Consider the following 23,725-nt stretch of genomic DNA (forward strand, 5'->3'; position numbering starts at 1 on the left):
CCACCCTCAGCGCACCGGACCGACCTCTTCCTGGCCGGCTTCATCCCGCGTCTCCACGCTGCGCCCATGCAGGCGCCGCCAGATCCAGCGCAGCGCGTGCGGCGGCGCCGACGGCAGTTGTTCGAGCAGGGCCAGCATGCGGCTCTGGCTGGCATGTCCATGCCGGCACAGCAGGCTGGCCGCCGCTGCGGCGCTGGCCAGACGCAGGCTGTCGGCGAGTGGGCCATCGGCCTCCGGCGCCAGTGCCTGGTGCACGGGCTCGGGCAGCTCCCAGGCTGCAGCCACGCGTTGTGCCAGCGGCAACGACCATTGCTGGAGCAGTTGCAGGGCCAGCGCCGGCTCCACGGCTTCGTCGCGCGCCTGCGCTTCCTGCAGCAACTGGCGCATCACCAGCGCTGATCCCAGCCCCTGCACCAGGCCCAGCCACTGCGCAGCGAAGGCATCACCGAAGGTGACCGTGCGCGCGTGATCGGCGGCCGCACGCGAGGCCAGCAGTGCGTGTTCCCAGATGATCGTGCTGAACTGCGGAAACATGCCGCACTGCACCTGCATCACCGGCTGCACCAGCACCGCGCTGATGATCTGGCGCACGCCCTCGGTACCGACCAGGGTCACCGCACGCTGCAGGCTTTCCACCGGCCGCTCATGCACCTTGTAGGCCGGGCTGTTGGCGATGCGCAGCAGATTGCCGGTCAGCACCGGGTCCTGCCCGATGATCGCCGCCATCACCCGTGCCGAGGCGGCATCGTCGTTGACGGTCTGGATCAGCTGCGGCAACAGTTGCGGGCGCCGCGGCAGGTGCCGGGCGGCCCAGTCACGGTCCTGCAGCGCGCGCGCCACCGCTTCGCCCAGTGCCGGATCCTGGACGGGGGCAGGCTCGCCGGCCAGCCGTGGGTACAGGGCCAGTGCGTGCAGGCCGCGCTGCAGGTGCGCGGCGATCTCTCCAGCCTGCAGGGCCTCGCCCTGCAGGCTGGCCGCGGCAGCAGCGACGGCCTGTCGCGACACGGCCGCCAGGCGCAGCGGAGCCGCCCCGGTCGACCGCGCCAGCCAGGCGCGCAGCGATCGCCACCAGGCCGGCGTCATCGCCGCCCGCCCTGTCGTTGTGGTGCCCTTGCCGTCACTGACCGCCCTGCCTCTTCACGCGAATCCGGCCACCCGCCGTCGTCGCAGCATCGGCCGCACTTTCATCTTCTTTAACCGGAAGGGCGCCGATGTCGACGGCAGCGACCGGGGGAATGGACTAGAATGGCGCCGCGCGACCCGTCCCCCTGCACTGACGACGTCGCTTTTTTTGTTTTGGGACCCTACCGTTCACTGGCCGTTCGCTGCAGTTCGCCGCTGTTCGCGCCATCGGAGACGCCATGCTATTCGAAACCCTCGCCACCACCGGCCACGAACAAGTGGTGTTCTGCCACAACCACGATGCCGGCCTGAAGGCGATCATCGCCATCCACAACACCACCCTGGGCCCGGCCCTGGGCGGCGTGCGCATGCGCCCTTACGCCAGCACCGACGAGGCGCTGGCCGATGTGCTGCGGCTGAGCCGGACGATGACCTACAAGAATGCGCTGGCCGGGCTCAACGTGGGCGGCGGCAAGGCGGTGATCATCGGCGACCCGAAGACGGACAAGACCGAGGTACTGTTCCGCGCCTTCGGCCGCTACGTCGATTCGCTGGGCGGCCGCTACATCACCGCCGAGGACGTTGGCACCGACGTCAACGACATGGAGAACATCTACCTGGAGAGCCAGTTCGTGACCGGCGTGCACCAGGTCCATGGTGGCTCCGGCGATCCGGCGCCGTTCACGGCCTACGGCGCACTGCAGGCACTGATGGCGTCGATGCGCTTCAAGTTCGGCCATGAGGAAGTGGGCAAGACCAGCATCGCGGTGCAGGGCCTGGGCCACATCGGCATGGAACTGGTGAAACTGCTGCGTGACCGCGGTGCCAAACTGTATGTCACCGACCTGGACAGTGCGCTGGTTGATCGTGCAGTCAGCGATTTCGGCGCCGAGGCGGTCAAGCCGGACGAGATCCACGAGGTGAACGCCGATGTGTTCGCACCCTGTGCACTGGAAGGTGCGATCAACGCCGACACCCTGCCGCGGATCAAGGCCAAGATCATCTGTGGCACCGCCAACAACCAGCTGTCGAGCCTGGAGATCGGCGACGAACTGCATGCGCGCGGCATCCTCTACGCCCCGGACTACGCGGTCAACGCAGGCGGCGTGATGAACGTGTCGCTGGAAATCGACGGCTACAACCGCGAACGCGCGATGCGCCTGATCCGCAGCATCTACCACAACCTCACCCGCATCTTCGAACTGTCGCAGCGCGAGAACATCGCGCCGCAGCGTGCGGCCGACCGCATTGCGGAAAGCCGCATCCTGTCGATCGGCAAGCTAAAGATGCCGCTGGGCCGCAGCACGCCGCGCCTGGGCAACCTGCGCGGCGGCTGAGGCTGCAGACGTCGCGCTGGGAGTCTTCCCGGCGCGACCGATTGCTCAGAACCCGGTGCTGTAGCGCAACGCAGCCTGCCGCGCGCCCTCGCCACCGATACGCTGGTCGAAGCCCAGGCTCAAGCGGCCATTGCGGCCCCACCACGATTCCAGCGCCAGGCCGATCAGCGCACTGCCACGCGGCGCATTCCAGCCTGCCAGCGGCGCCCATGCATCCACGCCGACAAAACTGGCCTGCCAAGCGGCGTCACCGCCGTCCAGCCGCTGCTGCCACTCGGCGTGTCCACGCAGGGTCCAACGCCCCCATCCACGCTCGCCGCGGATGCCGGCCAGCATCTGGCTGCGCTGCGCGCGGGTGGCATCACCACGCAGGCCGAAGCCGAAACCGCCCAGCTCATTGAACGCATCGGTATCGACACGCGTGGTGCTGGCACCGAGGTAGGGCGTCAACGAAGCGCCTGCGCGGCCCAGGCGATATCCGCCTTCCACGCTGGCGCTGCTGAAACGCCCGCCGTAACGCGCCGAGACACCATAGGCGCCCGCACCCAGCAGCAGCTGGCGATCCAGCGCGCGGGTGAACTGGCCACTGCCGAACTGGGCCAGCGCATAGCCACGCCCCAGGTTCCAGCCAGCGTACAACTGTGCCTGCGCCTGGCGATCACGCCCGCGATCGCCGCCGAAACTGCTGCCACCATTGCTGCGGGTCTCACCGAAGGCGACGCCCATCAGGCCGTTGCCGCCCAGCGGCAGATCCTGGCCGGCCATCCAGCCCCGGCTGTCGGCGGCGTTGCCGGCGAAGCTGCCCTGCCCCGCCTCACCCAGCGCGCTCTGCCAGCTCCCGCGCAGGCGCGGGGTGGCCTGTACACGATCGAAGCGCTCGGCAATCGCACGCCGCGACATGTCGATGCTGTCGAAGGTGGCAGCCTCGGCGCGGGCATGCGCCTGGCCGGACAAGCTCTGCAGGCTGTCGGCCAGGCCCTGCTGGCCGCCTCCGGCCCACTGCAGCGCACCGGCTGCCGTACCGAAGGGCGATCCCTGCAGGCCGGTGTTGCCGTCGAGCACTGCGAATGCGCCTTCCAGGCGCTGCGCTGCGGCCTGTGCGGAGGCGCTCAGGCCACTGGCTGCGCCGGTGACGCTGACCTGGTTCACGTTCAACCAGGCGTTGTTGCTGTCGTAGCCATACGTGGGTGCCACCAGAGTCAGCCCCTGCAGGCCGGTGGAAGTGGCTTGGGTACTGAAGGTGCCGTTCAGGCCACCCGCGGCGTGGATGAGGTCCTGGCGCGTTCCGTTCTGCGGCACATAGCCGGAGACGAAGCCGTGCACACGCACGCCGCCATTGATCGTTGCGTTGCCGGTGACCTGAAGTGCGTTGGCACCGAGCGCGATCATCAGCTGCGCGCCGGGCTGCTGGGTGTAGTTGCCCTCGATGGTGCCGGTGGTATTGCCGGTGGTGAGGAACACGCTGCCGCCGTTGACCACATTGCCGATCACCCGGGGCGTGCCACCGTTGAACTGCAGACCGGTGGAATCCGGGTCGGGCTGGGCGAGGATCGTCACATTTGAACGGATCACGCCACCGTTCTGCAGCGTCAGGATGCCGCGCTCGATGCGGGTGGCGCCGGAATAGCTGTTGTTGCCGGCCAGTACCAGCTTGCCTCCGCCCTGCTTGACCAGGCCACCGCTGCCGGTGATGTCGTTGCTCCACATCGAGTTGGTCGAGCCGGCATCAACGTTGGCAACCACATCGCCCCAGTCGAAGCGACCGGGACCGTTGATCGCGCGACCGATGTCGAGCAGGCCATAGCCGAACACCGGATCCACGCCGGGCGCACCGATGTCCTTGGCAGTGCCCAGCAGGGTCTGCCTCACCAGATCGTTGTTGAAGTAGGGGAAGCGCTGCCAGACCAGCGCCGCCGCACCGGAGACCAGCGGCGCGGCGAACGAGGTGCCGTAGTTCCAGTAGTAGCTGCCACCGTTGGCATCCGGGTAGACCGCGCTGCCCGGCGCTGCCAGGCAGTAGCGGGCCGCCTGGCCGCAGGCATTCGAATAGCTGGCCAGCGCGCCCGGCGTAAACGGGTCCACCGCCGTGGCCACCAGCCAGCCGCGCTCCAGATCGGCCGCCGGAAGCGTGCCTGCCACGCCCTTCTGGCTGGGCAGCGCGGCCAGGCTGCTCGGCTCGCTGCGGCCGTCATTGCCGGCGGCGAACACCACCAGGCCACCGTGGTTGATCACGAACGGCCGGTATTCGGCGGCTACCTGCGCGGTGGTCGGCAGATCGGTCCAGTACAGGCCGCCCCACGAGTTGTTCATCACCTTCACGTTGTAGCTGATCAGGTCCTGGTGGACCTGGGCCACGCCCAGCGGCCCACTGAAGGCATTGCCCTGGCCACTGCCGTCGTCGGTCGGCGGCTTGTCGGAAATGATTCTTGCCGAGACGATCTGGGCGCCTGGCGCGATACCGCCCGGCCAGGTCCCCACTGCTGCGCCGGCGGCGAGGCTGGCCACGGCGGTGCCATGCCCGACCACGTCATCAACCGCCAGGTTGTTCCTGGCGGGATCGATGTAATTGAAGTTGGCCAGCACGCGACCATTCAAGGCCACCGCGTTGCGCTGCACGCCCGAATCGACGATGCCGATGCGCACGCCCTGCCCGGTCAGGCCGGCGGCCTGTGCGGCACGCGCGTTGGTGACTGAAAGATGCGCGTCAAAGGCCGGCTCCTGCGGCTTGGCCGGCGGTGGTGTCGGCGGCGGCGGCGTGGTTGGAGGTGTCGGCGTGGTCGGGGGCGGGTCGACGCGCACGTTGCTGCCGCCTCCGCCGCCTCCACCACAGGCTGTCAGCGCCATCGCCAGCGCGGTTGCCAGCACAGACCTCACCATCATCGTTCGCTCCATCGATTCCTTCCCGTGAACGTTGGCCTGCCTTCATCCCGGCAGGCGTTCGGCGCCGCACAGCGGCAGCCCTCCCCGACCCTCTATACTTGGGCCGACCCCCACGCAGTCTGCCGGGAAACCGGGGCGCATCCAACGGCCTCCGGTCTCCTTTCCGAACTTTGCTTACGCATCAACGAGATTGCCATGTCCAACATCGTCATCGCCGCCGCCAAGCGCACCGCCATCGGCTCCTTCCTCGGCCAGTTCAACGGCGTGCCGACCCCGACCCTCGGCGCGGCCGCCATCACCGCCGCCCTGGAACAATCGGGTGTCCCGGCCAGCGACGTTTCTGAAGTCCTGATGGGCTGCGTGCTGCCGGCCAACCTCGGCCAGGCGCCCGCCCGCCAGGCCGCGATCGCCGCCGGCATTCCGCTGTCGGCCGGTGCCACCACGCTGAACAAGGTGTGCGGCTCGGGCATGAAGACCATCATGCTCGGCCATGACCTGATCAAGGCCGGCTCGGCCAGCATCGTGGTCGCCGGCGGCATGGAATCGATGTCCAACGCCCCGCACATGCTGCCGAACTCCCGTACCGGCAACCGTTTCGGCAACTTCCAGGCGGTCGACCACATGGCCCACGATGGCCTGGTCAACGCCTACGACGGCAAGGCAATGGGCGAATTCGCCGAGTGCGCGGTGGACAAGTACCAGTTCAGCCGCGAAGAGCAGGACGCCTATGCGATCGAGTCGGTCAAGCGTGCGCAGGCTGCCCAGGCCAATGGCGCGTTTGCCGATGAAATCGTCGCGGTGAAGGTCGCCACCCGCAAGGGTGAGGTCGAGGTCGCTACCGACGAGCAGCCAGGGCGCTCCGACATCGCCAAGATCCCGACCCTGCGTCCGGCCTTCAAGAAGGATGGCAGCGTGACCGCCGCCAGTTCCTCCAGCATCTCCGACGGCGCCGCCGCGGTGGTGCTGCTGACCGAAGAGGACGCTGCCGCGCGAGGCATCACCCCGCTGGCCCGCATCGTCGGCCACGCCACCCACTCGCAGGAACCGGAGTGGTTCACCACCGCCCCGATCGGCGCGCTGCACAAGCTGCTGGACAAGACCGGCTGGTCGCTGGACCAGGTCGATCTGTTCGAAATCAACGAAGCCTTCGCTGTGGTGGCGATGGCCCCGATGCGCGAACTGGGCATCCCTCACGACAAGCTCAACGTGAATGGCGGCGCCTGCGCACTGGGTCATCCCATCGGTGCCTCCGGCGCACGTCTTGTGGTGACCTTGGTCAACGCTCTGCGCACGCGTGGTGGCAAGCGCGGCATTGCCACCCTCTGCATCGGCGGCGGCGAAGCAACGGCAATCGCCATCGAATTGATTTAAAAAGATTTAACGATGATTTCGCAAAAATGAATGCGGGATCGCTTGACACCCAATCTTGGCTTGTCATCATGTTGTCGGCGCGCAGCATGCGCGTTGCCTAATTCTAACGACGAGGATTTACACAATGAGCATCAACAAGCTGCTGGTCGCGATGTCCCTGGCTCTGGCCCTGGCCGCCTGCTCGAAGCAGGAAGCTGCCCAGGACGCCGCTGCTTCGGCCAACGAAGCCGCCACCGAAGCCCAGGCTGCTGCCGACCAGGCCGCCGCTGCTGGCGCCCAGACCGCCGACGCTGCCCAGCAGGCCGCTGACACCGCCGCCACCGCTGCTGACGCTGCCACCGACGCCGCTGCCCAGACCGCCGGTGCTGCCACCGACGCTGCTGCCGGCGCTGCTGCTGACGCTGCCAAGGCTGCTGAAGGCACCGCTGAGAAGGCCAAGGACGCTGCTGAAGAAGCCAAGAAGTAATAACTTCTTTCTTCACGCTGTTCTGGAAAAGCCGCTGGTTCGCCAGCGGCTTTTTCTTTGCGTGGATGCCGGCGATCAAGCCCCTGCATCGCGACCCGGTCTTCACAACGGCATGAATAGGCTGGCGTCCCCATCCATTGCAGTGCCGGAGACCGCCATGAAGATTCGTCCGATCACCACCACCCTGCTGGCCGCCTCCCTGCTGCTGGCCCTGGCCGCCTGCAAGGGCCCCGAAGCCGAACAGGCCAAGCAGGACGCGCAGCAGGCGGCCGACAGCGCCGGCGCTGCCGCCCGCGACGCCGTCGACAAGGCTGCTGCCGCCACCCGCGAAGCCGCCGACAAGACCGCCGCTGCTTCCGAACAGGCCGCCGCCGATACCCAGCAGGCGCTGGACAAGGCCGCAGACGCCACTGCCAACGCCGCCGACAAGGCCAAGGACGCCGCAACCGACGCCGCTGCGCACGCCAGCGACGCCACCGCCAACGCCGCGCAGAAGGTCGCCGACAAGGCCCGCGATGTGGCCAATGACGCGAAGGCAAATGCCGCCAAGGAAGAAGCCAAGCACTGAGGCCTCCGCGTTCGCCGGGTATGACCCGGCGCTACCAGGCAGCCGGGCATCGGCCCGGCGTTACAGGAAAAGCCGCGGCACTGCCGCGGCTTTTCGCTTTTCGCTCTCCGCCTTCTCTGTTGATTCCGTGATGGACGCGCACGGAATGTGCCCAAGGCGGCGCGGGTAGGCTGCGCAGGGGCGTAAGCGCCATGGATGGCGCGCCCGAGCCTACAAGGACGTATTCACGGCGCCCCCTGCGCGGCGCCTACCCGCGCGGCCCCCCATCGGCATCAGCGCCCACCACGAGGGGCTCCGCCGTTGGCCGTCCCCTACGGCATCGCGCGCGCCAGCATCACCGACAGATCCAATCCCGCCGGCAGCGTCCCGAATGCCAGCCCGTGCTCCCCGTCCAATCGGCTGCGCACGAACGCCTCCGCCATTGGACTGCGCGCACGCAGCAGCAGCGCCGCCTGCAGCAGCAGCGCAGTGCGCTCGCAGAACAGTCGCGCCTGCGATTCCTCAGGCGCTGGCGCCGCTGCCCAACGCTGCAATGCAGCTGCGTAACGCGCATCGAGATCGGCCACCGCGGCCAGCTCGCTGCGCAATGCCGCCATTGCTTCCGGCTCGCGTGACAGCGCGCGCAGGACGTCCAGGCACTGGATGTTGCCGCTGCCTTCCCAGATCGAATTCAACGGCGCCTGGCGGTACAGCCTCGGCAGCATCGACTCCTCAACGTAACCCGCACCGCCCAGGCATTCCTGCGCTTCGTTGACGAAGCACGGCGCGCGCTTGCACAACCAGTACTTGCCCAGTGCAGTCCCCAGCCGCGCCAACGCGGCTTCGCTGGCATCCTCGCCAGCGCGATCCACCGCCCGCGCGATGCGCATCGCCAACACGGTTGCCGCTTCCGACTCCAGCGCCAGGTCGGCCAGCACATTGGCCATCAACGCGTGCTCCACCAACAACTTGCCGAAGGTGCGCCGATGGCGTGCATGATGCAGCGCCTGCGCCAGCGCCATGCGCATCTCCGCGGCCGCACCCAGCATGCAGTCCAGGCGGGTCATCATCACCATGCCGATGATGGTCGCCACGCCACGCCCTTCTTCACCCACACGCCATGCCTGCGCGCCACAGAACTCGACCTCGCTGGACGCATTGGCCCAGTCGCCGAGCTTGTCCTTCAGCCGCATCAGCCGGAACGCATTGCGGTCACCGTCGGCCAAGCGGCGCGGCATCAGCAGGCAGGTCAGTCCGCCCGGCGCCTGCGCCAGCACCAGGAAGCCATCGCACATCGGTGCGGAGAAGAACCACTTGTGGCCGACCAGGCGGTAGCGTTCGCCATCGATCGGCTCGGCGCGCGTGCTGTTCGCGCGTACATCCGAACCGCCCTGCTTCTCGGTCATGCCCATGCCCAGCGTGATGCCGGCTTTGTCCGCCACAGGCACATCACGCGGGTCATAGACCGGCGCGGCGGCCTTGCGCGCCCATTCGGACAGGTGCGGCTGTGACTGCAGCACCGCCACCGCCGCATGGGTCATGGTCAAGGGGCAACTGGTGCCGGCTTCGGCCTGGTGGTGCAGATAACTCAGTGCCGCACGCGCCACATGCGCGCCGGGCTGCGGCTCATGCCAGGACAAACCCGCCACGCCATGCTGCTTCGCTGCGGCCATCAGCTGGTGGTACGCAGGGTGGAACTCGACCGTATCAATGCGATGGCCCTGCGCATCGTGCGTGCGCAGGCGCGGGCGATCACGGTTGGCGTCAAAGCCGAGCCGGTACAACTCGTCGCCGGCCAGTGCCCCATATGCGGCCAGCCGCGGCGCGAAACTGCCTGCCCCCTCGCGCTTCACCGCTTCCATCAACCCTGCATCATCGGTCCACAACTGGCGACCGGCGAAGGGCGGTGGCTGGTTCAGCACCACATGGGTTTCGAAGGGGGCGTTGCTGCTGAAGCCGGGTCCGCTCATCCGTTCCTTCCTGGCGGCAAGGGGTCTGCGCTCCGATTGTGCAGCATCCTCCGCCAAGCCCGTGTTCAGGCCGGTTCTCACCGCCTGCACGAGGCGCAGGCCACAGTGACCGCATGGCAGGCAATGACGATCTGGTGGTGCTGCGTCCGGAGGGGCTGTACTGCGCCGCCGGGGATTTCCACATCGACCCCTGGCGCCCGGTACCGCGTGCGGTCATCACCCATGGCCACGGTGACCACGCGCGTCCAGGCATGGGCGAATACCACTGCAGCGAAGGAAGCCTGCCGATCCTGCGCTGGCGGCTGGGCGATGTGCCGGTGCAGGTGCATGCGGAAGGCGTGCCGTTCCGCCTGGGCCGGGTGCAGGTATCGCTGCATCCTGCCGGCCATGTGCTCGGCTCGTCGCAGGTGCGCATCGACGATGGCGAACAGGTCTGGGTGGCCTCCGGCGACTACAAGCGCCAACCCGACCCGACCTGCACGCCTTTCGAAGTGGTGCCTTGCGATACGTTCATTACCGAAGCGACGTTCGCGCTGCCGATCTATCGTTGGCCGGACACCCCGGCGGTCGCCGCAGAGATCGTGGCGTGGCGCCGCGAATGCGAACAACGTGGCGAAGCGGCGATCCTGCTGTGCTATGCACTCGGCAAGGCGCAGCGGGTGCTGGCCGAGTTGTTGCCCCTGGACGACCGCCCGGCGTGGCTGCACGGCGCCATCGCCAATGGCGTGTCGGTCTACCGACAGGCCAGCATCCCGATGCTGGAGACGCTCACCGTCGCCGAGCAGGGGCGCCAACCCGATGCCGCAGGCCAGTTGATCCTGGCTCCGCCTTCGGCCGCAGGCACGCCGTGGATGCGCCGCTTCGGGCCGCATCAACTGGGGTTCGCCTCGGGGTGGATGCAGCTGCGCGGCAACCGGCGGCGGCGCAACGTCGACCGTGGCTTCGTCATTTCCGATCACGCTGATTGGCCCGCGCTGCTGCAGACCATCGAACAGACCGGCGCGCAGCGGGTCATCGCCACCCATGGCAATACCGATGCATTGATTCCTTTCCTGCGCGAGCGCGGCGTGGCGGCTGAAGCCTTTCGCACCGACTTCGGGAGCGAGGAATGAAGGCCTTCGCCGCGCTCTACCAGCGCCTGGACCGCAGCACCGCAACGCTGGACAAGCGCGCCGCACTGGTCGACTACTTCCGCCACGCAGCGGCGCAGGATGCGGCGTGGGCGCTGTACCTGCTCAGCGGCGGCAAGGTCGGCGGCGCACGCCGCAAGATCGCCGCCAGTGGCGAGCTGCGCAACTGGATCGCCGAAGAATCCGGCCTGCCCGCCTGGCTGGTGGAAGACAGCTACGCCCAGGTCGGCGATCTGGCCGAAACACTGACCCTGCTGTTGGATGATCCATTGCATCCCGCCGCCGAACGACCGTTGTCGGACTGGATCGAACAGCATCTGCTGACGGTGGCCAACCAGCCGGAGACTGAGCGGCGCGCAGCGGTGGTTGCCGGATGGCGGCAGCTGCGTAGCGGCGAGCGCCTGGTGTTCAACAAGCTGCTCACCGGCGCGCTGCGCGTGGGTGTTTCGCAAAGACTGGTGCAGCAGGCGCTGGCCGAATGGTCCGGCCTGGACATCGCGCGCATCGCCCAGCGCATGCTCGGCGAGTGGGTGCCCTCGCCCGGGTTGCTGGGGCAGCTGCTGTCGCCGGACGAGCTGCCATCGGACCGGCAGCAGCCCTACCCGTTCTTCCTGGCCTCACCGCTGGAGGGCGGACCGGGCGAGCGGCTGGGTCCGATCGAAGACTGGCTGCTGGAGTGGAAATGGGATGGAATCCGCCTGCAGCTGCTGCGCCGACGCGGTGAAGTGGCGCTGTGGTCACGTGGCGAGGAACGGCTGGATGGCCGCTTCCCGGAAATTGAACAGGCCGCGATGGCGCTGCCCGACGGCTGCGTGCTGGACGGAGAACTGCTGGCCTGGGATGGGAGCGACGACCTGCCGCGCGCCTTCACCGCATTGCAGACCCGCATCCAGCGTCGCAAGCCCGGCGCAGCGACCTTGCGCAACACCCCGGTGCGCGTGCTCGCCTACGACCTGCTTGAACGCGACGGCGAGGATCTGCGCGGGCTGCCGCTGCAGCAACGGCGTGCACAGTTGGCCGAGGTCATCGGTGACCTGCGCGATACGCGCATCCAGCTGTCGCCCGACGTACCCGCTGGAGACTGGCTGCAGGCCGCCGCATTGCGGGAGGCCGCCCGCGAGCGGGGCGTGGAAGGGTTGATGCTGAAACGCCGGGCGTCCCCCTACCAGTCTGGGCGACGCCGCGGCGACTGGTGGAAATGGAAGGTCGCCCCCCTGACCATCGATGCCGTCCTGCTGTACGCGCAGGCCGGCCATGGACGGCGCAGCACGCTGTACACCGATTACACTTTCGGCGTCTGGGACGGCGATACGCTGGTGCCGGTGGCCAAGGCCTATTCGGGCCTGGATGACAAGGAAATCCTGGCCCTCGATCGCTGGATCCGCGCCAACACCCGCGAACGGTTTGGCCCGGTGCGCAGCGTGCGTGCTGAACAGGTGTTCGAATTGGGCTTCGAGGCGGTCAACCGCAGCAGCCGGCACAAATCCGGCATCGCCGTGCGCTTTCCGCGCATCCTGCGCTGGCGCCACGACAAGCCCGCCACTGAAGCCGACCAGCTGTCCACGTTGCAGGCGCTGGCGCGATGAACCGCCGCCAGGCGTTGCGCAGGTTGGAAGACTGGTTCACTGCGCGTGGCTGGCACTCGCTGCCGTTCCAGCGCGCCATGTGGCGGCACTATCTGGCGGGCGACTCCGGGCTGCTGCACACCCCTACCGGCAGCGGCAAAACGCTGGCCATGTTCGGCGGCCCGCTGCTGCAGGCGTTGCTCGATCCGCCGCCGGCACCGCGCCGGGCCAGTGCGGTGCGGCCGCTGCAGGTGCTGTGGGTGACGCCGCTGCGGGCATTGGCCAGTGATACCGCACGTGCGCTGCAGACAGTGATCGACGGGCTGGGGTTGACCTGGCGGGTCGGCCTGCGCAGCGGCGATGCGAGCAACCGCGAGCGCCGGCAGGCCCGCGAAGGCCGCGTCGACGTACTGGTGACCACGCCGGAATCGCTGGCACTGCTGCTGAGCTATCCCGACACACTGCCACGCATGCGCCAGCTGCGCTGCGTGGTGGTGGACGAATGGCATGAACTGCTGGGCAACAAGCGCGGCGTCCTGCTGCAGCTGAACCTGGCGGTGCTGCGCGACGCCGCCCCTTCCCTGCAGCTGTGGGGACTGTCGGCCACGCTGGGCAACCTGCCGCAGGCGCGCGACGTGCTGTTGCCTGGCCAACCGGACGCACCGATCGTGCAGGGCGTTCGCCCGCGCGCGATCAGCGTGCGCAGCCTGCTGCCGGAACCCGGCGAACGCTTCCCGTGGGCCGGCCACCTCGGCCTGGCGCAGCTGCCACGCGTACTGGACGCACTGATGGCCGCACGCAGCAGCCTGCTGTTCACCAACACCCGCGCGCAGGCCGAGCTGTGGCACCAGGCGCTGGCGGCGGTATGGCCGGAAGACGCGGACACGCTGGCACTGCATCATGGCTCGCTGGACCCGGCGCTGCGCCAGCAGGTGGAAGACGGCCTGCGCGCAGGCGCGTTGCGCTGCGTGGTGGCGACCTCCAGCCTCGACCTCGGGGTGGATTTCCCGGAGGTTGAACAGGTGCTGCAGCTGGGCAGCCCCAAGGGCGTGGCGCGGCTGCGCCAGCGCGCCGGGCGTGCACGCCACCGTCCCAGCGCCCGCGGCGCCATCCTGTGCATCCCCAGCCATGCGCTGGAACTGGCCGAGTACGCCGCCGTGCGCCGTGCACTGGCCGAAGGCGTGGTCGAAGCACGCAGGCCGCCAACGCTGTCGCTGGATGTGCTGGCCCAACATGCGGTCAGCCGCGCACTCGCTGGCGGCTTCGACAGTGATGCGCTGCTGGCGCAGGTGCGCCGCACCCATGCCTTCGCCACGCTGGGCGATGAACAATGGCGGGCCGTACTGGACTTCATCGTGCAAGGGGGGCAGGCGCTGGCGCAGTATCCGGACTTCCACAAGGTCATGCGCGATGCCGATGGCAGCTACCGCATGCATGATCGCCGCCAGGCGCTGCGGCACCGCCTGTCGATCGGCACCATCAGCAGCGATGGCAGCGTGCGCGTGCAGTTCCTGCGCGGTGGCGGGCTTGGTGCAGTGGAAGAGCAGTTCGCCAGCCGCTTGCGCCGCGGTGATCGCTTCCAGTTCGCCGGGCGCCTGCTGGAACTGGTGCAACTGCGCGACATGACCGCCTTCGTGCGGCTGGCACGGGGGCGCGGTGATGGTGCTGTGCCGCGCTGGCAAGGCGGCCAGCTGCCGCTGTCGATGCCGCTCGGCCGGGAACTGGAAGCGGTCCTGGCCGGTTCCGATGACAGCGCCGAATCACGCTGGCTGGCGCCGCTGCTGGCATTGCAGGCGCAGTTGTCGGCGCGCCCCGGTGCGGATCACCTGCTGGTGGAAGATGTGAGGCGCCGCGAGGGCCAGTTCCTGTTCGTCTATCCCTTTGCCGGCCGTCATGTGCATGAAGCACTGGCCGCGCTGTTGGCGCTGCGCTGCACCCGCCAGCAACGCAACAGCATTGGCTATGCGGTGAACGATCACGGCCTGGTGCTGGCGCCGGCGCAGCCGATCGATCTGGATGAGGTGCAATGGCGTGCGTTGTTCGGCAATGACCGGTTGCTGGACGATCTGCGCGCGGCAGTTAACCTGGGCGAGCTGGCGCGACGACAGTTCCGGGGCATCGCACGTGTCGCAGGCCTGCTGGTGCCCAGCCTTCCTGGTGGCATGCCACGGTCACTGCGCCAGCTGCAGGCGTCCGCGGGCCTGCTGTACGACGTGCTGCGCGAACACGATCCGGACCACCTGCTGCTGGCGCTGGCGGAACGAGAAGTGCTGTACGACAGCCTCGACCTGCCGGGCCTGCAGCATGTACTGGAGCGGATCGGCACGCAGCGGTTGTCGGTGCAGCGCCCTTCATCTCTCACGCCACTGGGCTTTCCACTGTGGGCCGAACGCCTGCGTGGTCAGTTCAGCAACGAAGACTGGCGTACACGCGTACAACGCGCAGCGCAGCAGCTGGAGCGCCGCCATGGCCGGTGAACTGCCGCTGCGGCTTGCCGGAGAGCCTGTGGTTCTGGTTGGCACGCGCGCGCTGTACTGGCCCGCGCGGCAGGCACTGCTGATCGCAGACCTGCACCTGGGCAAGGCCGATGTGTTCCGCCGTGCCGGCATCGCGCTGCCCAGCGGCGGCACCGGCGAAGACCTGCAACGCCTGCAGCGGCTTCTGGACCTGCATGCCTGCCGCGAACTGTGGATCCTTGGCGACATCCTGCACGGGCCGGCGCATCGAGCCGCGTGGTACCAGCAATGGCAGGGATGGCGCGAACGGAATGCCGCGCTGGACGTGCATGTTGTTCGCGGCAATCACGACCGGCAGCTACCGCATGCGCAGCTGCAGGTTCAGATCCACGATGATGTACGGCTGTCGCCGTTTGTGCTTCGGCATGAGCCGATGCCCGATGCGGCGTTGCATGTGATCGCCGGACATCTGCACCCGCAGGTCGCCTTGAAGCCACTGCGACGGCGCTTCCCCGCGTTCTGGTTGCGTGACCGGATGACGGTCCTGCCGGCCTTTTCCGCATTCACTGCCGGCATCGTGCCTGCCCCCGCCCGCGGCGAACAGATGATCGCCTGCGTGGAGAGCGGCCTGGTGGAACTGCCGGTCGCCTGACTCAGGCCGGGCGAATGCCCAGCTGCGGCATCAACTGGAAATCAGGCGCGGCGTCCTCGCGCCGCCGCGGCAAGGCCTGGATTGCCGCCAGCATCTCCTGCGCGCAGGTGCGGATGCGTGCGTGGTGTTCCGGTGACGCATGGCTGATCAGGCTGCCGACATGGAACTCGAATACATCCTCCAGTACGTCGGGCTGGTCCTCGTGCAGCATCTGCAGCAGTCCGCGCAGCTTGCAGATTTCCGATTCCAGCTCCTCGACCGCGAACAACATGGCATCCTCCTCTTCAACATCAGGCGGCACGTCCGGGCCGCAACAGGCCGCAACGGCAGCGTAGCCCGGGCCACGCGCGATGTTGATCACGGAAAGGAAAACGGGCGACGCGCAGTCGCGTGCAATCTACTTCTCGCACATCCGCGGTGAGGCAACCGTTAATTCACGTGATGGCTCGCTTCACGCGCTGGCCGTGACCACGTTGCTGCGAGGCATGTCCATCGTCGTGGCCAGTGCGTCGATGAAGGCAGGATCCAGCGCGAGCGAACCGAACCAGCCCTGCTGTGTGCCACTGAGCACGCGCAGCATGTGGCCACGGCCTCCGGGCAGGCGCCCCATCGGGCCCAGCAGCACATCGCGCGCCTTCGCCCAGGCATCGCGGTCGGACTGGAACAGCGGCGTCAGCCAACGGCTCCAGCGCTGGTAGACCGCCACGTGCGCCCTGCGTTGCGCCTGGTAGGCCTGCAACGCTTCGGGACCACCGCCATGCGTGCGAACGGCATCGCGCAATGCCAATGCATCGAGCAGCGCCATGTTCACCCCCTGCCCCAGCTGCGGGCTCATCGCGTGCGCGGCATCACCTGCCAGCACCATGCGACCCTGGTGCCAGCGCGTCATCACTGCATCGCGATAGACCGCGCGCGCCAGCTGGCCGGCATCGCGCAAGTGGGCGAAGCGCGCACTGGCCTGCGGCCACAGCGCATGCAGTTCGTCCAGCCAGGGCGTCATGCCATCGGCCTGCCAGCGCTCGAAATCGGCGCGTGGCAGGCTCCAGAAGAAGCTCAGGCGCGGCGTGACATCGTCGGGGCGCGTACCGACCGGCAGCAGGCCGATCATCTTGCGCGCGGCCACGTAGCGCTGCCTCAGCTCCTGCACGTGCGGCCAGTCTTCGGCCGGCAACAGGCACCACAGCGCTCCCCACGGGTACACGCGGTCCAGCCCGGCACCGCCGGCGATCGTGCCGCGCAGCGCAGAGGCCGCGCCATCGGCGGCCACCACCAGGTCGAACGGGCCATGCATGCGCCCATCGCTGTCGCGCAGGCGTCCGTGCCCGGCATCCACCTCGGTGATGGTGGTACCGGCATGCAGCTGGCCAAGGCCGCCACGGGCATCATCCAGCAGCGAGAACAACGCCCCACGCTGCATGCCCAGTCCGTGCAGGCGCGCATCCAGGCCGTCGTAGCGCATGTCCATCACCGCGCGCTCGCATGGCGTGTCGCCATACAGGCGGTGCACCGGCGCCGCATGCGCGCGCACCGCATCCAGCAGGCCCATCTGCCACAGCACCTGCAGGCCGCTGGGCTGCAGCAGGAAACCTGCACCCACCGGCCCCGGCGTGGGCACGCGTTCGAAGATCTCCACCTCGTGGCCGTCACGGGTGAGCAGGATGGACACTGCCTGTCCAGCGGTGCCGTAGCCGATCACGGCGATACGCAGTCGTTCCGTCATGGCCGCATTGTGCCCGAGGCGGGTGGATCGCGGACGGCTCGCGAGCACGCTGCGCAAAAAAAACCCCGCCGAAGCGGGGTTTTCAACGCACTGTCGAGTGGATCACTCGGCCGGCGTGATGTTCGAAGCCTGGGCACCCTTCGGGCCCTGGGTCACGTCATAGGTGACACGCTGGCCTTCCTGCAGGCTGCGGAAGCCCTTGGAGTTGATGGCGGAGAAGTGCGCGAACACGTCGGCGCTGCCATCCTCCGGCGAGATGAAGCCAAATCCCTTGGCGTCGTTGAACCACTTGACGGTACCGTTCGGCATGGTGATGCGAGACCTTATGCAATGAATGGGTGGTGTACGCTGAACCCGCGCACAAGCTGAGTATGCAAAGCTTGCTCGGGGAAGACAATCACCCCCGCGCCAATTCGCCCACCAGTTCCGGAAGTCCGTTGCTGGCTGCCTGTACGTTGGCCAGCACTTCGGCCATCGTAATCTCCTCGCCATCACCACAGCCGGCAGCCCAGTTGGCGATGATCGCCAGGCAGGCGTAATCCAGCCCCAGCTCCCGTGCCAGCGCGGCTTCGGGCATGCCGGTCATGCCTACCAGATCACAACCGTCGCGGCGCATGCGGGCGATCTCGGCGATGGTTTCCAGGCGTGGGCCCTGCGTCGCGCCATAGCAGCCACCGTCATGGACCGTGACACCGGTCACTTTGGCCGCCGCCAGGATCTTGCTGCGCAGCATCGGCGTGTACGGGTGGCCGAAATCGACGTGGACCACGTCGGTGCCTTCTTCTTCACAGATGGTGCTGATGCGGCCCCAGGTGTAGTCGATGATCTGGTCCGGGCAGGCCAGCACGCGCGGACCGAAATCCTCGGTGATGCCGCCGACCGTGTTCAACGCCAGCACGCGCTGCGCGCCCAGCTGCTGCAGCGCGGCCAGGTTGGCGCGGTAGTTGATCTTGTGCGGCGGCAGCGAGTGGCCTTCACCATGGCGCGCCAGGAACGCGACGCGATGGCCGAGCAGCGTGCCCACGCGCACCGGACCGGACGGGCGGCCAAAGCGGGTGTCGACCTCGTGGGTCTGCACGTCGTCAAGCTTGGCCAGGTTGTAGACACCGGTACCGCCGATCACGGCCAGGGCGATCTGTTGCATTCGAAGCACTCCATGAAAAGACGAACGCCGGCACCCGAGGATGCCGGCGATGGAAGAAGACGCGCCGGGGGCGACCGCGCCGTTATTCCTTCATTGCGTAGATGGCCGGCACGCAGCGCAGGGTCTCGTTGACGTCCATGCCGAAGCCGAACACGTAGCGGTCCGGCAGCTCGATGCCGGCGTAATCGGCAGTCACGTCCGGCAATGCGCGGTCATGCTTCTTCACGGTCATCGCAGCGATGCGCACGTCGGTCGCACCCTGCTCCAGGCACCAGGTACGCACGCCCTGCAGGGTGTAGCCCTCGTCCAGGATATCGTCGACCAGCAGCACGCGGCGGCCGAACAGCGAGGTGGCCGGCTTGTGCTTCCAGACCAGGTCGCCGCCGGTGGTTTCGCCACGGTAGCGGGTGGCGTGCAGGTAATCGAACTGCACGTCCTGCCCGCGCGCACCCAGTTCCAGCGCCAGCTGGCCGGCGAACGGCAGCGCGCCGTGCATGATCGACAGGAACAGCGGCACCTCGCCCTTGTAGTCGCGCGCGATGGCGTCGGCGATACCAGCAATGGCCTTGTCGATGGTGGGGCGGTCGACCAGCAGGTCAGCCTGGGCCAGGGCCTGGGAAATGGTGAGGTTGGGCATCAGACGGTTCTTCCAAGGGTTTCAAGCAGACGGGTTTGGGTATCACCATGGCGGGCATCGGCCAGCAGGCCATCCCAGCCAAGCGCGCCGCGGCCGATCAGGCCCAGCAGCGCAGCGGTATTGAGGGAGCGCCCCTGCACCGCGTGCAGGGCTTCATCGACCAGCTCCGGGTGGCAGACCAGCACCACGTCGCAGCCGGCGTCCAGATGGGCGTGCACGCGCGCCGGTACGCCGCCGGCACTGTGCGAGGCGGCCATGCCGATGTCGTCGGAGAACACCACGCCACGGAAACCGAGCTCGCCGCGCAGGATGTCCTGGATCCAACGCGGCGAGTAACCGGCGGGTTCCGGCGCCACCTGCGGGTAGATCACGTGCGCCATCATCACCGCGTCGGCACCGGCGGCGATGCCGGCCTGGAATGGCACCAGGTCCTGCGCGCGCAGCTCGTCCAGCGCGCGCGGGTCGATCGCGGTATCCACGTGGGTGTCTTCCAGAACGGTACCGTGGCCGGGGAAATGCTTGAGCGTGGCGGCCATGCCGACCGAATGCATGCCGCGCACGTAGGCGGCGGTGAACGCGGCCACCACCTGCGGGTCTTCACTGAAGGCGCGGTTGCCGATGGCACGGTTGCCACGGCCAAGGTCGACCACCGGCGCGAAGCTCAGGTCCACGCCGCTGGCCCGTACCTCGCTGGCCATCAGCCAGGCGTGCCGTTCGGCCAATGCCAAGGCCTGCTGCGGGTCGGTGGCATACAGCGCACCAATGTCCTGCAGTGGCGGCAGATCGCTGTAACCCTCGCGGAAACGCTGTACGCGGCCGCCTTCCTGGTCCACGCAGATCAGCTGCGGGCGCGGCGCGGCGGCGCGGATGGCCGCGCTCAGATCGGTCACCTGCTGGCGCGAGGCGAAGTTGCGCTTGAACAGCACGACCCCGGCCACGGCATCGTGCTGCAACCAGTCACGTTCCAGGGCAGTCAGTTCGGTGCCGGCAACGCCGATCAGCAGCATGGTCGATCTCCACAACGCGCGCCCGCATGGCGCAGTGCCGCATTGTCGCAGAACCGGCCGACAGGCGCAGTGGTCAAGGCAGATGGGACGTGTGGGGTCAGAGCCCCGCAGGGGCTCTGACCCCGCGCTGTTCAGACCTTGCAGCCGTCCGGGCCGCAGGCCTCGTCGCCATCGGCCGGGGGCTCTGGCGCGCCCTGCTCGGCGGCGATCTGGCGCAGTGCGTTGGCGAAGGCCTCGGGCGGCTGCGCCCCGGAAATGGCCCACTTCCCATCGATGACGAAGGTCGGCACCGAAGAAATGCCCAGCGCATGGGCCTGGGCCAGCTTGGCGTCGACTTCGGCCAGGCCGCGATCAGAGGCCAGCATCTGCGCGATCTCACCCGCATCGAGGCCGCCAGCGACGCCGGCCTTGATCAACACCTGCGTGTCGGCCAGGTTCTGGCCCTGCTCGAAGTGGGCGCGGAACAGCGCCTCGCCCACCGCGTCCTGCACGTCGTGCTGCCCGGCCAGCCACAGCACCCGGTGCGCCGGCAGCGTAGTCACCCGCACCTGGCCCTGGCTGAAGTCCATTGGCAGCCCTTCGGCACGCGCGGTGGTCTGGGTCTGGCTGAGGATCTGCTCGGTACGTTCGGCGCCGCCGAACTTGCGCACGTAGGCCTCGCGCAGCGGTACCGGTGTGGCGTCCGCGTCGGGATCCAGCTGGAACGGCTGCCAATGGATGTCGAGCTCAGGCGCGTCGGCGCCCAGCAACTGCACGCCCTGCTGGAAACGATGCTTGCCGATCCAGCACCAGGGACAGACCACGTCGGAGTAGATGTCGATTCTCATCCTCCCGACATGGGGCCCAGCCTCGCCGAAAAAAGGGGACGGAGGGGATTAAGTCGCTTTCCGCACAGGCGGGGTAAAGACGACTTAATCCCCTCCGCCCCCTTTTCAGGGGTTCACCACTGTGAATAGGGGTGGCTGGCGAGCGCGACGTTGTAGTAGCGGGCGTCGTCGGTCACTTCGGCGCCAACCCAGTCTGGCAGGTCGATGACCTGGTCAGCGCTGTCCAGCTCGACCTCGGCCACCACCAGGCCGGCGTTGTCGCCGAGGAACTCATCCACTTCCCAGGTGAGCCCGGCGTGTTCGACCAGATGACGGCGCTTGTCGATCAGGCCGCCAACACAGAGCGCCAGCAGCGCGCGCCCATCGTCCACCGGGATCGGGTAGTCGAACTCCTGTCGGGTGTGGCCGATGGTGCGCGACTTCAGGTTGAGCGCGGCGTGGTCGCCTTCGATGCGGACCCGCACCGACGCGTTCTGGGTGCCGCGGTCGAGCGAACCCATATCGTTGATGTAACCCTGCGCCATCGGGATCACCCGATGCGCGGCGGCACGCCAGCCGTCACTGCTGACGAGGAATTTGCGTTCGATTTCGATGCCCATCGCGCCATTATGCGCGATGGGCATGACAGCCGATCAGCGCTTTTCGAACACCGCGATGCTTTCCACATGTGCGGTGTGCGGGAACATGTCCATGGCGCCCGCGCTGACCAGGGTGAAGCCCTGCTCGTTGACCAGATAGCCGGCATCGCGTGCCAGCGAGCCCGGGTGGCAGCTGACATAGACGATGCGCTTGAACTGCTTCAGCGGCAGCTGCTGCAGCACCTCGATCGCGCCCGAGCGCGGCGGGTCCAGCAGCAGCTTGTCGAAGCCCTGGCGCATCCACGGGGTGCTGCGCTGGTCCTGGGTCAGGTCGGCGCTGAAGAACTGCGCGTTGGCCAGGCCATTGCGCTCGGCATTCTCACGGGCGCGCGCGACCAGGCCGGCATCGCCTTCCACGCCGACCACTTCGCGCACGCGGCGCGCCAGCGGCAGGGTGAAGTTGCCCAGGCCGCAGAACAGGTCCAGCACGCGCTCGTCCTCACCTGGCTCCAGCAGGTCGAGGGCGTGGGCGATCATCTTCTCGTTGAGCTTGGCGTTGACCTGGATGAAGTCCAGTGGGCGGAACGCCAGTTCCACATCCCAGGGTGCCAGCCGGAACGACAGCGGCACGCCCTGGCCGTCCAGCGGCTGCACGGTGTCCACGCCGCCGGACTGCAGGTAGATCACGAAACCATGCTGCTGGCCAAAGGCGGCCCAGGCGGCGCGGTCGGCATCGCTGAGCGGCTGCAGGTGGCGCACGGTCAGCACCACCGCCTGGTCACCGGCGATGAACTCGATCTGCGGAATGTCGCGCTTGCCATCGAGCGATTCGATGAAGGTCGACAAGGCCTCGACCTTGGTACCGATCTCCGGGATCACGGTCAGGCACTGACTGAGATCGGCAACGAAGCGCGGATCCTGTTCACGGAAGCCGACCAGCGTCTTGTCCTTCTTCTCGACCCGGCGCACCGAGAACCGGCCCTTGCGGCGGTAGCCCCAGCTCTCGCCGACCAGCGGTGCCAGCACGGTGCCCGGCTTCACGTGGCCGATGCGCTCCAGGTTGTCCATCAGCACGCGCTGCTTGGCGACAATCTGCTGGTCTTCGTCCAGATGCTGCAGCACGCAGCCGGCGCAGGTACCGAAATGCGGGCACTTCGGGGTCACGCGCTGGGGCGAGGCCTGCAGTACTTCCACCGTGCGTGCCTCGTCGAAATGTCGGCTGCGGGCGGTCTGTTCGGCCATCACCACCTCGCCCGGCAGGGCGCCGCTGATGAAGGTGACCTTGCCACCCTCGCCTTCACGGCGGGCGACGCCGCGACCATCATGGCTGAGGTCGAGGATCTCGGTCTGGAACGGGGTACGGTCGATGCGGGAGCGGGATCGGGCCACGTGGCAACAGGCTGCGGGCAAAAATGGGGGCACATTGTCGCAGATCCTGACTGGCAGGGTCCGGACCCGCTTGCGCCCGCCGCCGCCGTGCTTGATGATTGCAACAGCTGACATGGAGGCAGCCCTGATGCAGATGACCCCGCGGGCCAGCCGGCCCCGCTTCCTGCTTGTCGAGGACGACATCATCAGCCGCGGTTTTTTCAAAGCGGCGTTGGAAACGTTACCGGCGGACGTGGACACCGCAGATTCATTGGCCAGTGCGCTGGCCAGCGCCGAGCCCGGCGCGCATGACCTGTGGCTGATCGACGTCAACCTGCCGGACGGCAACGGCGCGCAGCTGCTGCGTGAACTGCGCCGTTCGCACCCTGATACCCCGGCATTGGCGCATACCGCCGATGGCGACACCTCCATCCATGCCCGCCTGCGTGAAGCTGGCTTCAGCGACACGCTGGTCAAGCCGCTGGGCCGCGACCAGTTGCTGAAAGCGGTGCGCCGCGCGCTGGTGAACAGCCCGGCGGGGATCTTTGTTGCCCCGCCCCCGGCAGCGGTCGAGCTGCAGGTGCAGGACTGGGACGAGACGGCGGCACTGGCCGCGCTCAATGGCCAGCGCAACCACCTGATCGCCCTGCGCGAGCTGTTCCTGGCCGAGTTGCCGGGCGTGCGCGACGCGGTCGAGCAGGCCGTGGACCAGCACGACGAGCGCCAGCTGCGCAGCCAGTTGCATCGACTGCAGGCGAGCTGTGGGTTTGTCGGCGCGGCTCGGTTGGGACGGGCGGTGCGGCAGCTGCATCATGCGCCCGAGTCCGGGCAGGCCCAGGCGGGGTTCCGCGACGCTGTGGCGGCCCTGCTGCATTGAGGGTTGGTCGGCAGGGCTGCGCCCTGCACCTGCAGAGGCTTCAAGCCAAGGCAACAGCAAAAGCAAAAGCT

21 protein-coding genes are annotated in these 23,725 nt (G+C 67.9%); 9 read left to right on the top strand and 12 right to left on the bottom strand.

Translation table 11 applies throughout. From position 1 onward, the window contains the following. Window positions 1-6: 6 nt before the first annotated feature. On the bottom strand, window positions 7-1,083 hold the full coding sequence (locus ACZK29_RS16190; protein WP_111205258.1) for an HDOD domain-containing protein: 1,077 nt from the start codon (window positions 1,081-1,083) through the stop codon (window positions 7-9). Between the two features lie 278 nt (window positions 1,084-1,361). Here ACZK29_RS16190 and ACZK29_RS16195 point away from each other — a divergent pair, with 278 nt between their 5' ends. After that, a complete protein-coding gene (locus ACZK29_RS16195) occupies window positions 1,362-2,459 on the top strand; it encodes a Glu/Leu/Phe/Val dehydrogenase dimerization domain-containing protein (RefSeq protein WP_005410578.1) in 1,098 nt (365 codons plus the stop codon). Between the two features lie 45 nt (window positions 2,460-2,504). On the opposite strand, the gene ACZK29_RS16200 is transcribed toward ACZK29_RS16195, so the two are convergent. Then, on the bottom strand, window positions 2,505-5,351 hold the full coding sequence (locus ACZK29_RS16200; protein WP_478446238.1) for a S8 family serine peptidase: 2,847 nt from the start codon (window positions 5,349-5,351) through the stop codon (window positions 2,505-2,507). Between the two features lie 183 nt (window positions 5,352-5,534). Between ACZK29_RS16200 and ACZK29_RS16205 the strand changes: the two genes are divergently transcribed. The 3 genes from ACZK29_RS16205 (at window position 5,535) to ACZK29_RS16215 (ending at window position 7,744) form a co-directional block, all read left to right on the top strand. After that, window positions 5,535-6,710 carry a thiolase family protein gene (locus ACZK29_RS16205; RefSeq protein ID WP_111205260.1) on the top strand — a complete coding sequence of 392 codons (1,176 nt, stop codon included), beginning with the start codon at window positions 5,535-5,537 and terminating at the stop codon, window positions 6,708-6,710. A 124-nt stretch (window positions 6,711-6,834) separates the two neighbouring features. Next, window positions 6,835-7,176: a hypothetical protein gene (locus ACZK29_RS16210; protein ID WP_005410581.1), complete on the top strand. Its 342-nt coding sequence runs from the start codon at window positions 6,835-6,837 to the stop codon at window positions 7,174-7,176. Between the two features lie 157 nt (window positions 7,177-7,333). Next, the gene (locus ACZK29_RS16215; RefSeq protein ID WP_006461120.1) at window positions 7,334-7,744 is read left to right on the top strand and encodes a hypothetical protein; all 411 of its coding nucleotides are present in this window, start codon (window positions 7,334-7,336) and stop codon (window positions 7,742-7,744) included. 311 nt (window positions 7,745-8,055) lie between these two features. Here ACZK29_RS16215 and ACZK29_RS16220 read toward each other — a convergent pair whose 3' ends face one another. After that, on the bottom strand, window positions 8,056-9,693 hold the full coding sequence (locus ACZK29_RS16220) for an acyl-CoA dehydrogenase family protein (protein ID WP_111205261.1): 1,638 nt from the start codon (window positions 9,691-9,693) through the stop codon (window positions 8,056-8,058). A gap of 113 nt (window positions 9,694-9,806) precedes the next feature. Here ACZK29_RS16220 and ACZK29_RS16225 point away from each other — a divergent pair, with 113 nt between their 5' ends. The 4 genes from ACZK29_RS16225 to pdeM are packed head-to-tail and all read left to right on the top strand — an operon-like array spanning window position 9,807 to window position 15,496. Beyond that, window positions 9,807-10,805, top strand: coding sequence for a ligase-associated DNA damage response exonuclease (locus ACZK29_RS16225; protein ID WP_478446239.1), 999 nt, complete (start codon window positions 9,807-9,809; stop codon window positions 10,803-10,805). Then, window positions 10,802-12,409 (top strand): ATP-dependent DNA ligase, encoded by a 1,608-nt coding sequence (locus tag ACZK29_RS16230; RefSeq protein WP_111205263.1) that lies wholly within the window; start codon window positions 10,802-10,804, stop codon window positions 12,407-12,409. Before ACZK29_RS16225 ends, ACZK29_RS16230 begins: the two co-directional genes overlap by 4 nt. Next, window positions 12,406-14,865 (top strand): ligase-associated DNA damage response DEXH box helicase, encoded by a 2,460-nt coding sequence (locus tag ACZK29_RS16235; protein WP_111205264.1) that lies wholly within the window; start codon window positions 12,406-12,408, stop codon window positions 14,863-14,865. Before ACZK29_RS16230 ends, ACZK29_RS16235 begins: the two co-directional genes overlap by 4 nt. Continuing rightward, window positions 14,855-15,496, top strand: a complete 642-nt coding sequence (pdeM, locus tag ACZK29_RS16240) for a ligase-associated DNA damage response endonuclease PdeM (protein ID WP_111205265.1) — start codon at window positions 14,855-14,857, stop codon at window positions 15,494-15,496. Before ACZK29_RS16235 ends, pdeM begins: the two co-directional genes overlap by 11 nt. Before the next feature lies 1 nt (window position 15,497). Here pdeM and ACZK29_RS16245 read toward each other — a convergent pair whose 3' ends face one another. From ACZK29_RS16245 to rlmD, 9 genes are all read right to left on the bottom strand, one after another. Then, complete coding sequence (locus tag ACZK29_RS16245; protein ID WP_111205269.1) at window positions 15,498-15,767, bottom strand: hypothetical protein; 270 nt, start codon at window positions 15,765-15,767, stop codon at window positions 15,498-15,500. A gap of 180 nt (window positions 15,768-15,947) precedes the next feature. Next, entirely contained in the window at window positions 15,948-17,216 is a 1,269-nt protein-coding gene (locus tag ACZK29_RS16250; RefSeq protein ID WP_459048352.1) for an FAD-dependent oxidoreductase, read from the bottom strand. A gap of 102 nt (window positions 17,217-17,318) precedes the next feature. Beyond that, window positions 17,319-17,525: a cold-shock protein gene (locus ACZK29_RS16255; RefSeq protein ID WP_005410590.1), complete on the bottom strand. Its 207-nt coding sequence runs from the start codon at window positions 17,523-17,525 to the stop codon at window positions 17,319-17,321. Between the two features lie 88 nt (window positions 17,526-17,613). Then, window positions 17,614-18,360 (bottom strand): S-methyl-5'-thioinosine phosphorylase, encoded by a 747-nt coding sequence (locus tag ACZK29_RS16260; RefSeq protein WP_006461208.1) that lies wholly within the window; start codon window positions 18,358-18,360, stop codon window positions 17,614-17,616. A gap of 82 nt (window positions 18,361-18,442) precedes the next feature. Continuing rightward, window positions 18,443-18,997 (bottom strand): hypoxanthine-guanine phosphoribosyltransferase, encoded by a 555-nt coding sequence (locus tag ACZK29_RS16265; RefSeq protein ID WP_005410592.1) that lies wholly within the window; start codon window positions 18,995-18,997, stop codon window positions 18,443-18,445. After that, on the bottom strand, window positions 18,997-20,004 hold the full coding sequence (gene nagZ, locus ACZK29_RS16270) for a beta-N-acetylhexosaminidase (RefSeq protein WP_111205267.1): 1,008 nt from the start codon (window positions 20,002-20,004) through the stop codon (window positions 18,997-18,999). Before nagZ ends, ACZK29_RS16265 begins: the two co-directional genes overlap by 1 nt. Before the next feature lie 131 nt (window positions 20,005-20,135). After that, window positions 20,136-20,831, bottom strand: a complete 696-nt coding sequence (locus ACZK29_RS16275; protein WP_164147329.1) for a DsbA family oxidoreductase — start codon at window positions 20,829-20,831, stop codon at window positions 20,136-20,138. Window positions 20,832-20,944: 113 nt separating this feature from the next. Beyond that, window positions 20,945-21,430, bottom strand: a complete 486-nt coding sequence (locus tag ACZK29_RS16280; protein ID WP_478447095.1) for a CYTH domain-containing protein — start codon at window positions 21,428-21,430, stop codon at window positions 20,945-20,947. Between the two features lie 33 nt (window positions 21,431-21,463). After that, window positions 21,464-22,798 (bottom strand): 23S rRNA (uracil(1939)-C(5))-methyltransferase RlmD, encoded by a 1,335-nt coding sequence (rlmD, locus tag ACZK29_RS16285; protein ID WP_164147330.1) that lies wholly within the window; start codon window positions 22,796-22,798, stop codon window positions 21,464-21,466. A 127-nt stretch (window positions 22,799-22,925) separates the two neighbouring features. Between rlmD and ACZK29_RS16290 the strand changes: the two genes are divergently transcribed. After that, window positions 22,926-23,654 carry a response regulator gene (locus tag ACZK29_RS16290; protein ID WP_164147331.1) on the top strand — a complete coding sequence of 243 codons (729 nt, stop codon included), beginning with the start codon at window positions 22,926-22,928 and terminating at the stop codon, window positions 23,652-23,654. The last annotated feature ends 71 nt before the right edge of the window (window positions 23,655-23,725 follow it).

It is taken from the genome of Stenotrophomonas sp. 89682_Sma (assembly GCF_056481405.1).